Below are 13,296 nucleotides of genomic sequence, written 5' to 3' on the forward strand. Positions count from 1 at the left end.
GTGAAAGTATGATCTGTCAGGAATGTAACCAAAGGCCGGCAACCCTACATTTCACGAAAATTATTAATGGTGAAAAAACAGAGATTCACCTCTGTGAGCAATGTGCTAAGGACACCGGAGAGAAGTTTATGTTTGGCGGAGCTTCTGGATTTTCAATCAATAATTTATTAGCTGGTCTTTTAAATGTAGAACCTGGTTTTTCTCAGGCAAAGCAAGAAGCTTTTAAAAAAGAAGAAATCGTACAATGTGAGCATTGCTCAATGACGTTTCAACAATTTATTAAAGTAGGTCGATTTGGTTGTTCTGGCTGTTACGAGACATTTAAAGAACAACTTAAACCGATATTGAGAAGACTTCACAGTGGAAATTCTTCTCATACAGGGAAAATTCCTAAGCGAATTGGTGGAAGCATTCACCTGAAAAAGAAAATAGATGAGCTAAAAATTGAACTAAAGCATCTTATTAATCAAGAAGAATTTGAAAAAGCAGCTGAAATTCGAGATGAAATCCGCTCTTTAGAAAATAGCTTAAAGCAAGCAAATGAAGGAGGGGAGTAGGGTTGTCATTCGAAAAATTTATAAACCAAGCCATCAGCTCGTGGATGAGTTCAGAAGGTCCTGATGCTGACATTGTCTTAAGCTCTCGAATTCGCTTGGCTAGAAACATACAGCAATATAAATTTCCTACTCAATTCTCAAATGAAGAAGCAAAGGAAATTATTCAATTAATAAAGGAAAAGCTTAGTTCCGGCCTTTTTCCAGTTCCAAATGATATGGAACTATTATTAATGGAAGGTCTACAACCTTTACAAAAAAGAGTATTAGTGGAAAAGCACTTGATTAGTCCTCACTTAGCAGAGGATGCTACACAAGGTGCATGTGTATTATCTGATATGGAAGATATCAGTATCATGATCAATGAAGAAGACCATATTCGTATCCAGTGTTTATTTCCAGGACTTCAATTATCTGAAGCGTTAGATCAAGCTAATCGGATCGATGATTGGTTAGAAGAGCATGTTCATTATGCATTTGATGAGCATATCGGCTATTTAACTAGCTGTCCAACAAATGTTGGAACTGGGCTAAGAGCCTCCGTCATGATGCACTTGCCTGGTCTCGTGTTAACCCAACAAATCAATCAAATTGTTCCTGCAATAAGTCAATTTGGATTGGTGGTTAGAGGAATTTACGGGGAAGGTAGCGAAGCTTTAGGGAACATCTTTCAAATCTCAAACCAAATTACCTTGGGTAAATCTGAAGAAGATATCGTAGAAGATTTGCAGAGTGTTGTGACACAGATTATTTCACAAGAAAGATATGCTCGTGAAGCATTAGTGAAAACTTCCAACATACAATTAGAAGACAGAGTATTCCGCTCCTATGGAATCCTATCTAATAGCAGAGTTATCGAATCGCTGGAAGCAGCGAAGTGCTTATCTGATGTAAGGCTTGGCATAGACCTTGGATATATTAAAGGTCTATCTAAAAATATTCTTAATGAGCTGATGATATTAACTCAGCCAGGATTTTTACAGCAATATGCAGGTGGTCCGTTGCGGCCACATGAACGGGATATCCGTCGTGCGACTTTAATAAGAGAAAGACTAAAAATGGAAGATAACGAGTAGGGAGGATGAAAATATGATGTTTGGACGCTTTACTGAAAGAGCTCAAAAGGTATTAGCATTAGCCCAGGAAGAAGCTATTCGATTAGGACACAATAATATTGGCACTGAACATATTCTGCTAGGGTTGGTTAGAGAGGGAGAAGGAATTGCAGCGAAAGCTTTATATGCACTAGGTTTAGGCTCTGAGAAAATTCAAAAGGAAGTTGAAAACCTGATTGGACGTGGTCAGGATACCTCTCAGTCCATTCACTATACACCTCGAGCGAAAAAAGTAATTGAGCTTTCTATGGATGAAGCTCGTAAGCTAGGTCATTCTTACGTAGGAACAGAGCATATTCTTCTCGGTTTGATTCGCGAAGGGGAGGGTGTAGCTGCTAGGGTGTTAAACAACTTAGGGGTTAGCTTAAATAAAGCTCGCCAGCAAGTACTACAGCTGCTTGGAAGCAGTGAATCTGCCAATCACCAAGGTGGAGCGGCAGCAAATGCAAATACGCCCACACTTGATAACTTAGCACGTGACCTAACGGCAATTGCCCGAGAAGGCAGCTTAGATCCTGTTATTGGTAGAAGCAAAGAAATCCAAAGAGTGATTGAAGTACTAAGTCGCCGTACGAAGAATAATCCAGTATTAATCGGTGAGCCTGGTGTAGGGAAAACGGCAATTGCAGAAGGATTAGCTCAACAGATTGTCCAAAATGAAGTTCCTGAAATTCTACGTGATAAGCGAGTGATGACGTTAGATATGGGAACAGTGGTTGCAGGAACGAAATATCGAGGAGAATTTGAAGATCGCTTGAAAAAGGTGATGGACGAAATTCGTCAAGCTGGAAACATTATTCTTTTTATTGATGAGCTACACACACTAATCGGTGCAGGTGGAGCAGAGGGTGCGATTGATGCGTCAAATATATTAAAACCATCTCTTGCACGCGGGGAGCTTCAATGTATTGGAGCGACTACTCTAGATGAGTACCGGAAATATATTGAAAAGGATGCAGCACTTGAGAGACGTTTCCAGCCAATTATGGTAGATGAGCCATCAAGTGATGAATCCGTTCAGATATTAAAGGGATTAAGAGACCGCTACGAAGCGCATCATCGTGTGTCGATTACAGATGCAGCAATTGATGCAGCAGTCAAGCTATCCGACCGATATATCTCTGATCGCTTCTTACCTGATAAAGCGATTGATCTTATTGATGAAGCAGGGTCAAAAGTACGTTTACGTTCATATACAACACCACCTAATTTAAAGGAGCTTGAAGTGAAGCTTGAAGAGGTTCGCAAGGAGAAGGATGCCGCTGTTCAAAGTCAAGAATTTGAAAAAGCTGCTTCTCTAAGAGATTCAGAGCAACGTCTTCGTGAACAATTAGAAGATACGAAGAAAACTTGGAAAGAACAGCAAGGGAAAGAAAATACCGAAGTAACGGTAGAGGATATTGCGCATGTGGTTTCTAGCTGGACGGGTATTCCAGTTTCAAAACTAGCTCAAACTGAGACGGATAAGCTGCTAAAGCTTGAAGATATTCTCCATTCACGTGTAATAGGACAAGAGGAAGCGGTAAAGGCCATTTCGAAAGCTGTTCGCCGTGCTCGAGCAGGGTTAAAGGATCCGAAGAGACCGATAGGCTCATTTGTATTTTTAGGACCTACTGGTGTCGGAAAAACAGAGCTAGCTCGTGCGTTAGCTGAAGCAATGTTCGGTGATGAAGATGCTATGATTCGAATTGATATGTCTGAATACATGGAGAAGCATTCAACATCACGCCTAGTTGGATCACCTCCAGGCTATGTAGGATATGAAGAGGGTGGACAATTAACTGAAAAAGTTCGTAGAAAGCCATACTCTGTCATTTTATTAGACGAAATTGAAAAGGCTCACCCTGATGTATTTAATATTCTATTACAAGTACTAGAGGATGGGCGTTTAACTGATTCAAAAGGAAGAACTGTGGACTTCCGAAATACGGTCCTTATTATGACTTCAAATGTGGGTGCTGAAGCATTGAAACGTAATAAATACGTCGGCTTCAATATTCAAGATGGCGAGCAAGATTATAAGGATATGAAAGGGAAAGTGATGGAGGAGCTTAAGCGCGCATTCCGTCCAGAATTCCTAAACCGTATCGATGAAATCATTGTCTTCCATGCTCTTGAGAAAAAGCACTTAAAAGAAATTGTTACGCTCATGTCGGATCAGTTAACAAAACGCTTGAAAGAACAGGATATCTCTCTTGAATTAACGGGTGCTGCACAAGAGAAGATTGCTGAGGAAGGCTATGATCCTGAATATGGTGCGAGACCATTGCGTCGAGCAATTCAAAAACATATCGAAGACCGACTTTCAGAAGAATTGCTAAAAGGAAATGTGTTAACAGGGCATCAAATCATCATTGATGTGGAAGAAAATGAATTTGTTGTAAAAACGGCTGAGGCAAGCGGGACTGTGAAATAAGGACCCTCTTTATTAGCGTTTTTCAGATATGTTTGCATCAATGAGGTACACGTTCTGTTTCTTAACGTGTACCTCTTTTGATGTTTCTTATGAAATTTCGAACAATACATAGAGGAATTCTGAAAAATCAACAAATGGCGGAACATTTTTTCTAATATACGCTATTTTTGAATAAGAATAGTAGAGAGAACTTCTTCCCACCATTCTTCATTCGCCCAAATATCATTTATACTGGAAGAAAAGTAGAGCAAGAGAGGAAGAACACAATGGCCAAACGAAAAACGAAATTTATGTGTCAAGATTGTGGGTATGAATCACCAAAATGGATGGGAAAATGTCCAGGATGTGGTCAATGGAACACAATGGTGGAAGAAATAGAAAAGACAGCTCCAGCAAGGAAAGGAGCTTTTGTTCACTCGCAATCCACTGGAGTTGCTTCGAAAGCAACACCTATTACATCAATTGAAACTGTTAGTGAGCCGAGGATGGAAACAGACTTGAAAGAACTGAATCGAGTGCTTGGTGGAGGAGTCGTTAGAGGTTCTTTAGTACTGATTGGCGGGGACCCTGGTATAGGAAAATCGACATTGTTGCTGCAAGTGTCTTCTCAATTAGCGAATAAACAGCAAAAGGTGTTATATATATCTGGAGAAGAATCAATGCGACAAACCAAGCTTAGAGCGGATCGATTAAGTGTCACCTCAGAAAATCTCCTCATCTATTCAGAAACCAACTTGGAAGAAATTAATTTGACGATTGAACAGGTTAACCCTCAATTTGTTATTGTGGATTCAATACAAACGATATTTCATCCACATGTAACGTCAGCTCCTGGAAGTGTGTCTCAAGTAAGAGAATGTACAGCAGAGCTTATGAGGATTGGAAAAACAAAGGGAATTGCCATCTTTATTGTCGGGCATGTTACAAAAGAAGGGTCGATTGCCGGTCCTAGATTACTAGAGCATATGGTGGACACAGTTCTATATTTTGAAGGAGAGCGTCACCATTCCTATCGAATATTGCGAGCGGTGAAGAATCGATTTGGATCAACCAATGAGATGGGGATCTTTGAGATGAAGGAGCTTGGATTAGAGGAAGTTGAAAACCCATCGGAAATTTTCTTAGAGGAGCGTTCCCAAGGTGCATCTGGTTCCACTGTCGTTGCATCAATGGAAGGAACACGTCCTGTCCTCGTTGAAATTCAAGCGTTAATCTCGCCAACTAGCTTTGGAAACCCACGGAGAATGGCTACAGGAATAGATCATAATCGAGTATCGTTACTTATGGCTGTATTAGAAAAGCGGGTAGGATTATTACTTCAAAACCAAGATGCCTATTTAAAGGTAGCTGGTGGAGTAAAACTGGATGAACCCGCCATTGACCTAGCTATTGCAGTTAGCATCGCCTCTAGCTTTCGAGATCAGCCGTCTAAGGCGACAGATTGCATAATTGGGGAAGTAGGTTTAACCGGTGAAGTTCGAAGAGTTTCACGCATTGAGCAGAGAGTGCAGGAAGCTGCCAAGCTAGGTTTTGAACGAGTCATTTTACCAGCAAATAATCTTGGTGGATGGAAAGGACCTAGAGGGATTGAATTAGTGGGAGTTCACTCAGTCAGTGAGGCATTGAAGGCAACATTAGGGGGATAAAATGTGGAGAAAAACCATCTAAGTGAAAAAACGATGAGCGAAATACTTCAATTTATTGCACCCGGAACCCCTATTAGGGAAGGGATTGATAATGTCCTAAGGGCAAATACAGGAGGATTAATCGTCCTGGGGTGCAATGAAAAAGTAAAAGGAATTGTTGACGGAGGCTTTCAAATCAATTGTCCATTTACCCCTAGTTATTTGTACGAGCTAGCGAAAATGGATGGCGCCATTATTTTAAACGCGGATGGAAATAAAATATTAATTGCAAATGCACAGCTAGCGCCAGACCCAAGTATCCCGTCGTCTGAAACGGGAATGAGGCACCGAACGGCAGAGCGTGTGGCGAAACAAACGAAGTCATTAGTGATTGCCATCTCTCAGCGGAGAAATGTGATCACATTATATAGAGGGAATTATCGTTATGCTCTACGGGAGATTGCAGTCATTTTAACGAAAGCTAATCAGGCGATTCAAACGTTAGAGAAATATAAAGTTGTTCTTGAGCAAAGTATATCGAATTTAAGCATACTCGAATTTGAAGAGCTTGTTACCTATAGTGATATACTACAAGTGATTCACCGGTTTGAGATGGTTCTGCGGATAAAAAATGAGCTATTGAATTACTTGAATGAGCTTGGAACAGAGGGAAGACTCATCCGATTACAAATGACTGAGCTACTAACGGATATGGAAAGAGAAGCTAAGTTAGTGATTAAAGATTATGCGCAAAGCCGAAGTGTAGATCCAAATGAGCTCTTGTCAAAGCTGCAAGACTTAGCAACAGGAGAGGTACTAGAGGATACAACTACGTTAAAGCTTTTAGGCTATCAAGGCTATGTTCACATTGATGAATTCAAGTGTCCAAGGGGTTATCGTATGCTAAATAAGATTCCGCGACTTCCGCTCATTATTATTGAAAATTTAATCGATCGTTTTGGAGAGCTTCCCCAAATTGTCAAAGCAACTGTTGAAGAATTAGACGATGTAGACGGGATCGGTGAGGTTAGAGCACGAAAAATAAAAGAAGGGCTCAAGCTCATTCGAGAGCAGTTTTATGCAGATCGACAGCTGTAAATAAGCATTGAATTATAGGTGCAATCTATGGTAATATGAAAAGTTAAATTATTTGACACCTTATTTTTCCAGTGCTACTCTTAAGGGGAAGAAGCCGGCTTAAAATATTACAAAATAATATAGCAAAATAACGTATATTTCAAATGTCTAACAAAGATAAAATTTCTATGTAATAATAGGTTTCAATTCTAGGAAATTGTTTATAATGATTAGAAGGAGGTGAAGGAATGTTAAAACGCATTGTTCAAGCCTGCTTCCTAATTACCGGAGGAACGCTTGGTATTATTTTAATTCCTGATTTACTATCATTAATTCAATTGGATGACATTCCTATAATTAATAATCCTTACGTATCGGCTGTCTTAGGTGCAATTATATTTTATCTTATTACTTTCTGGGCGGTTGATTATGTAGCGAATTTTATTAAGTGGTTTGAAGAGTCATTGGTGAAGGCACCTATAACGGATATTTTATTTGGAAGCGTTGGTTTAGCTTTTGGTTTAATCATTGCATTTTTAATTGGCTATGCATTTAATGCAATTGATATTCCTTTTCTAAACACAGTAGCACCTATACTTTTGACATTATTATTTGGATACTTGGGCTTCCAAGTAGGGTTTAAGAAAAGAGATGAGCTTTTAAACCTTTTCTCTAATCGAAAAAGAAAGAACGCAGAGGAAGAAGTCGAAAAACAGCCCGAAAATAAACTAAAGATCCTTGATACAAGCGTAATTATTGATGGGCGCATCGCTGATATATGCCAAACAGGATTTTTAGAAGGAACGATTGTTATTCCACAATTCGTCTTAGAGGAGCTTCAGCATATCGCGGACTCTTCTGATGTTTTAAAGAGAAACCGTGGCCGTAGGGGATTAGACATTCTGAACAGAATTCAAAAAGAACTTGCTATTAATGTCGAGATCTATGAAGGGGACTTCGAAGAGATTCAAGAAGTAGACAGCAAGCTGGTAAAATTAGCGAAAATATCAAATGGGGTTGTTGTAACAAACGACTTTAACTTAAACAAGGTGTGTGAGCTGCAAAAAGTTGCCGTGTTGAATATTAATGATCTTGCTAATGCTGTGAAGCCTGTTGTTCTCCCCGGAGAAGAAATGAATGTACAAGTCATTAAGGATGGGAAAGAGCATAACCAAGGTGTAGCTTATCTAGATGATGGTACGATGATTGTAGTTGAAGAAGGTCGTAATTATATTGGCAAGCATATTGATGTATTGGTGACGAGTGTTTTACAAACATCGGCTGGTCGAATGATTTTCGCCAAGCCGAAATTATTAGAAAAAGCGTTATAATAGAATTGGGGTTTGCTCTATGACTTATCAAGTCATTATTCCTGCTGCTGGTCAAGGGAAGAGGATGGGAGCAGGGAAAAATAAACTATTGCTGGAACTTAAAGGTATACCTGTATTCATTCATACATTAAAAGTATTTCAAGCAGATGATCAATGTGAGGGTATTATTCTAGCGATTCATCCTGATGATCGAAAGAACATGGAAGCACTTATTCTGCAACATCATATATCTAAAGTAATCTCCTTCGTAATCGGTGGAAAAGAGAGACAGCATAGTGTGTATAATGGGTTAAAAGCAGTAGAAAAGGCAGAGGTGGTGCTAGTCCATGACGGAGCAAGACCATTTGTCGAACAACTTGCCATACATGAACTTGTTGAAGCTGCAAAGAAAGATGGTGCGGCCATTCTAGCTGTTCCTGTTAAGGATACGATTAAGAAGGTAGAAAATCATAAAGTTGCAGTAACGGTCGAACGTTCTAGCTTGTGGGCAGTTCAAACCCCACAAGCTTTTCGTATTTCCTTATTGCATAAAGCATATGAAAAAGCGGAGCAAGATCATTTTTTGGGCACAGATGATGCAAGTCTAGTAGAACGTTTGGGTGAACGTGTTGTCATTGTTGAAGGGAACTACGACAATATCAAACTAACGACGCCAGAGGATTTGTATTTTGCTGAGGCGATCTTACAAAAAAACAGAAAGCAAATAGTTAATGAAAAGGAGAAATAGAGATGTTTCGAATTGGACAAGGATTTGATGTACACCAGTTAGCTGAAGGGCGCCCGTTAATCATTGGCGGAATTGAAATACCTTATGAAAAGGGGCTCCTTGGCCATTCGGATGCAGATGTTTTGCTCCATACTGTGGCAGATGCTTGTTTAGGTGCGATTGGTGCAGGGGATATTGGTAAGCATTTCCCTGATACAGATCCTGCATTTAAGGATGCAGATTCAGCTAAACTATTAGCTCATGTATGGGCAATCGTTGAGAAAGAAGGCTATGAACTCGTAAATGCAGATTGCACGATAATAGCTCAGATGCCGAAAATGGCACCACATATTGATGATATGCGAAAGTGTATTGCTGAGCTTTTGAAAGCGGCGCCGGAGCAGGTAAATGTCAAAGCAACTACTACAGAAAAGCTCGGCTTCACTGGTCGCCAGGAAGGGATTGCCTCTCAAGCGGTAGTTTTACTACAAAAAAGAGAAGGGTAGATTTTTAATCCCTCAACCGAACTATTTGCAGCAAAGTTCTGCTTTATCTCAATTGGGCAGGATGATAAAATAGTCAAGAATAACACGGTGTATTATTTTACAGGAGGAATATTATGACAACTGAAATTCGAGTGCGCTATGCGCCGAGTCCAACTGGTCATTTACATATTGGAAATGCTCGTACAGCACTATTTAATTACTTATACGCGCGTAATAAAGGTGGAAAATTTATTATCCGTATTGAGGATACGGACAAAAAGCGTAATATTGAAGGTGGAGAACAGAGTCAATTAGATTACTTGAAATGGCTCGGGATGGATTGGGATGAAAGTATTGATGTTGGTGGAGAATATGGGCCCTATCGTCAATCCGAGCGCAATGACATTTACGAGAAATTCTACCTGCAGCTTTTAGAAAATGGTTCTGCATATAAATGCTATTGTACGGAAGAAGAATTAGAGGCAGAGCGCGAGATTCAAGCGGAAAAGAACGATATGTCAGGTTATTCTGGAAGATGCCGTCATTTAACCCCAGAGCAAATCGAGCAATTTGAAAAAGAAGGCAGAGAGCCAAGTATTCGGTTCCGAGTACCGGAAGGAAAAGTATTTACGTTTAACGATATGGTTAAAGGAGAGGTTGCCTTCGAGTCAGACGGGATCGGCGACCATGTTATTGTAAAAAAGGATGGAACACCAACTTATAACTTTGCGGTAACAGTAGATGACCATCTGATGAAAATCTCTCATGTTCTTCGCGGAGATGATCATATTTCAAATACACCGAAGCAGCTTATGATTTATGAGGCTTTAGGTTTTGAGCCACCTGTATTTGGTCATATGACGTTAATTGTGAATGAGAGCCGTAAGAAGCTGAGTAAGCGCGATGAATCAATTATTCAATTTATCGAGCAATATGAAGAACTAGGTTACCTTCCAGAGGCATTATTTAACTTTATTGCATTATTAGGTTGGTCACCTGCTGGTGAAGAAGAAATACATTCAAAACAAGAGTTTATTCAAATTTTCGATGCGGATCGTTTATCAAAATCTCCAGCGTTATTTGATAAACAGAAACTAACTTGGATGAACAATCAATACATGAAGAAGCTTGAAGTTGATCAATTAGTAGAAATCGCTTTACCTCATCTGATTAAAGCAGGGCGCGTCGAGGAGAATATGTCAGAAGAACAAGTCAAATGGTTCCGTGACTTAATTGCTCTACATCAAGAGAAGATGAGCTTTGGTGCAGAAATTGTAGACTTAACAGAACTATTCTTCAAAGATGAGATTGAGTTTGAAGAAGAAGGAAAAGAAGTTATACAAGAAGAACAGGTACCAGAAGTTCTTTCCGCTTTCCTTGAGAAAATTGACGAGCTAGAAGTTTTTGATGCTGATGGAATTAAAGGGGCATTAAAAGCTGTACAAAAGGAAACTGGGCATAAAGGCAAAAAGTTGTTTATGCCTGTCCGTGTTGCGACTACAGGTCAAACGCATGGCCCAGACCTTCCACAAGCCATTGCCCTTTTAGGGAAAGAAATGGTAAAAAAACGATTAACAAGCATTATTAATTAACAAATTGGCAAAAATGTAATATAGTAAAAGTATTAACTGTATATGCTAAAGTGCTGATGAGGAGAAGTAAAGAAATGATGTTTTTTAGAGAGAACCATCACCGGCTGAAAGTGGTTCAAACCGCTCATTTTTTGAAATGCACCTCTGAATCTCATATTGAACAATGAAGTAGATATGAGCGGAACCATCCGTTAACAGGCTAAGTTGAGTCATCTTTCTTGATGGCTAAACAGAGTGGAACCGCGTTTAATAAGCGTCTCTGTCATTTTGACAGGGGCGCTTTTTTCTATCTTCTTTGACAGAGTACTAAGGCTGCTTGAGCTTTTCTTAACAAAGGAGGGGAGATATCATGTGGAAATTACTAAAGGAGGACATCGAGGTTGTCTTTGAGCAGGACCCCGCTGCAAGAACCTATTTTGAAGTCATTTTAACCTATTCGGGCTTACACGCAGTTTGGTTTCATCGCTTAGCGCATGCGTTCTACAAACGGAAATTCTACTTCTTAGCCCGTGCGATATCACAGATAAGCCGTTTTTTTACAGGAATTGAAATCCATCCCGGAGCAAAAATTGGTAGGCGCTTCTTTATAGATCATGGTATGGGGGTTGTCATTGGTGAAACATGTGAAATTGGGGACAATGTTACTGTGTTTCAAGGAGTTACCCTTGGCGGTACAGGTAAAGAGAAAGGGAAACGGCATCCTACCATAATGGATAATGCCTTAATTGCAACAGGTGCTAAGGTGCTCGGCTCGATTACTGTTGGGGAGAATTCAAAAGTGGGTGCAGGTTCTGTTGTATTGAAAGATGTTCCACCTAATTCAACGGTAGTTGGTATTCCAGGAAAAATTGTTATTCAAGATGGGGTAAAGGTAAGAAGAGATCTTAATCATTCAGACTTGCCTGATCCAATATCTGACCGTTTTAAGATATTAGAAGCAGAAGTGGAGAAATTAAAGAAAGAACTAGCAGATACGAAGGAAAGTGGGGTAAAAAGATGAGTATTAAACTTTATAATACGATGACAAGACAAAAAGAAGAGTTTGTTCCATTAGAAGAGGGAAAAGTGAAGATGTATGTGTGCGGACCAACCGTATATAACTATATCCATATAGGGAATGCAAGGCCGGCTATTGTATTTGATACGGTTCGAAAATATTTAGAATTTCGCGGATATGATGTTCAGTTTGTTTCGAATTTCACCGATGTAGACGACAAACTAATCAAAGCGGCAAGAGAGTTAGGAGAAGATGTTCCGACGATCGCCGAACGTTTTATAGACGCCTATTTTGAGGATGTGTCAGCATTAGGATGTGACAGAGCTGATGTACATCCACGTGTGACAGAGAGCATGGAAATTATTATTGAATTTATAACTGGTTTAATTGAAAAAGGATTTGCTTATGAATCAGGTGGGGATGTGTATTTCCATACACGCAAGTTTGAAACTTACGGCAAACTGTCCCACCAATCGATTGATGAACTGCGCGTTGGCTCACGAATTGCTGTAGGCGAGAAGAAAGAAGATGCTCTTGATTTCGTTCTTTGGAAAGCTGCAAAAGAAGGGGAAATTTATTGGGAAAGTCCTTGGGGAAAAGGTCGTCCGGGTTGGCATATTGAGTGCTCTGCAATGGCTAAGAAATATTTAGGTGAGTCCATCGATATTCATGCAGGGGGTCAAGATTTGGCATTCCCACATCATGAAAATGAAATTGCTCAATCAGAGGCATTAAATGAAAAACCATTTGCTCGGTACTGGATGCATAACGGCTATATTAATATTGATAATGAAAAAATGTCGAAATCGTTAGGGAACTTCGTGCTCGTTCACGATATCATTAAGAAGCATGATCCGCAGGTCTTAAGATTCTTTATGCTTTCCGTACACTATCGAAACCCAATCAATTACAGTGAAGAACTTCTCGAAAACACTAAGGCAGGTCTTGATCGCATCCGTACATCATATGAAAATTTAAAGCACCGAAAAGCGACAAGCACGGACCTCACGAACCATAATGAGGAATGGGTGAAGAAGATTGCGGATTTACGTGAGCAGTTCATTCGTGACATGGATGATGATTTTAACACGGCCAATGGAGTGTCTGTTTTATTTGAACTGTCAAAGCAAGCGAATTATTACTTGTTAGAGAAAAATACATCGGTTGAAGTAATCGACAACTTTTTGAAAGTATTTCAAGAGCTTACACAAGTACTAGGGCTTTCTTTGGATAAAGAGGAGCTACTCGATGAGGAGATTGAAGCGTTAATTCAAGAGCGAATTCAAGCCCGCAAAGATCGGAATTTCCAACGATCCGATCAAATTCGCGATCAATTAAAGGATATGAATATTATATTAGAGGACACAGCTCAAGGTACACGCTGGAAAAGAGGCTAAT

The 13,296-nt window shown here is 39.8% G+C and carries 11 protein-coding genes and 1 other annotated feature; all 11 genes read left to right on the forward strand.

What is annotated here, in order from left to right:
- The first annotated feature begins 8 nt into the window (after positions 1 to 8).
- The 11 genes from mcsA to cysS all read left to right on the forward strand — a co-directional run bounded on the left by mcsA (position 9) and on the right by cysS (position 13,295).
- Positions 9 to 557 carry a protein-arginine kinase activator protein McsA gene (mcsA, locus tag LS684_RS00565; RefSeq protein WP_233809024.1) on the forward strand — a complete coding sequence of 183 codons (549 nt, stop codon included), beginning with the start codon at positions 9 to 11 and terminating at the stop codon, positions 555 to 557.
- Between the two features lie 2 nt (positions 558 to 559).
- Complete coding sequence (gene mcsB / locus LS684_RS00570) at positions 560 to 1,630, forward strand: protein-arginine kinase McsB (RefSeq protein ID WP_233809025.1); 1,071 nt, start codon at positions 560 to 562, stop codon at positions 1,628 to 1,630.
- Positions 1,631 to 1,643: 13 nt separating this feature from the next.
- Entirely contained in the window at positions 1,644 to 4,085 is a 2,442-nt protein-coding gene (clpC, locus tag LS684_RS00575) for an ATP-dependent protease ATP-binding subunit ClpC (protein WP_233809026.1), read from the forward strand.
- A 266-nt stretch (positions 4,086 to 4,351) separates the two neighbouring features.
- Positions 4,352 to 5,731, forward strand: a complete 1,380-nt coding sequence (radA, locus tag LS684_RS00580) for a DNA repair protein RadA (protein WP_233809027.1) — start codon at positions 4,352 to 4,354, stop codon at positions 5,729 to 5,731.
- A gap of 3 nt (positions 5,732 to 5,734) precedes the next feature.
- Positions 5,735 to 6,808: a DNA integrity scanning diadenylate cyclase DisA gene (gene disA, locus LS684_RS00585; protein WP_233809028.1), complete on the forward strand. Its 1,074-nt coding sequence runs from the start codon at positions 5,735 to 5,737 to the stop codon at positions 6,806 to 6,808.
- Positions 6,809 to 7,035: 227 nt separating this feature from the next.
- The gene (locus LS684_RS00590) at positions 7,036 to 8,118 is read left to right on the forward strand and encodes a PIN/TRAM domain-containing protein (RefSeq protein ID WP_233809029.1); all 1,083 of its coding nucleotides are present in this window, start codon (positions 7,036 to 7,038) and stop codon (positions 8,116 to 8,118) included.
- Between the two features lie 19 nt (positions 8,119 to 8,137).
- Complete coding sequence (gene ispD / locus LS684_RS00595; protein ID WP_233809030.1) at positions 8,138 to 8,845, forward strand: 2-C-methyl-D-erythritol 4-phosphate cytidylyltransferase; 708 nt, start codon at positions 8,138 to 8,140, stop codon at positions 8,843 to 8,845.
- A 2-nt stretch (positions 8,846 to 8,847) separates the two neighbouring features.
- Positions 8,848 to 9,330, forward strand: a complete 483-nt coding sequence (gene ispF / locus LS684_RS00600) for a 2-C-methyl-D-erythritol 2,4-cyclodiphosphate synthase (protein WP_233809031.1) — start codon at positions 8,848 to 8,850, stop codon at positions 9,328 to 9,330.
- Between the two features lie 113 nt (positions 9,331 to 9,443).
- Positions 9,444 to 10,901 (forward strand): glutamate--tRNA ligase, encoded by a 1,458-nt coding sequence (gene gltX / locus LS684_RS00605; protein ID WP_233809033.1) that lies wholly within the window; start codon positions 9,444 to 9,446, stop codon positions 10,899 to 10,901.
- A gap of 44 nt (positions 10,902 to 10,945) precedes the next feature.
- Positions 10,946 to 11,165 (forward strand) — a binding site (T-box leader).
- Positions 11,166 to 11,250: 85 nt separating this feature from the next.
- A complete protein-coding gene (gene cysE / locus LS684_RS00610; protein WP_233809035.1) occupies positions 11,251 to 11,901 on the forward strand; it encodes a serine O-acetyltransferase in 651 nt (216 codons plus the stop codon).
- Complete coding sequence (gene cysS / locus LS684_RS00615) at positions 11,898 to 13,295, forward strand: cysteine--tRNA ligase (protein WP_233809037.1); 1,398 nt, start codon at positions 11,898 to 11,900, stop codon at positions 13,293 to 13,295. The genes cysE and cysS overlap by 4 nt, the downstream gene beginning before the upstream one ends.
- Position 13,296 lies beyond the last annotated feature (1 nt).

This window comes from Cytobacillus spongiae, from assembly GCF_021390075.1.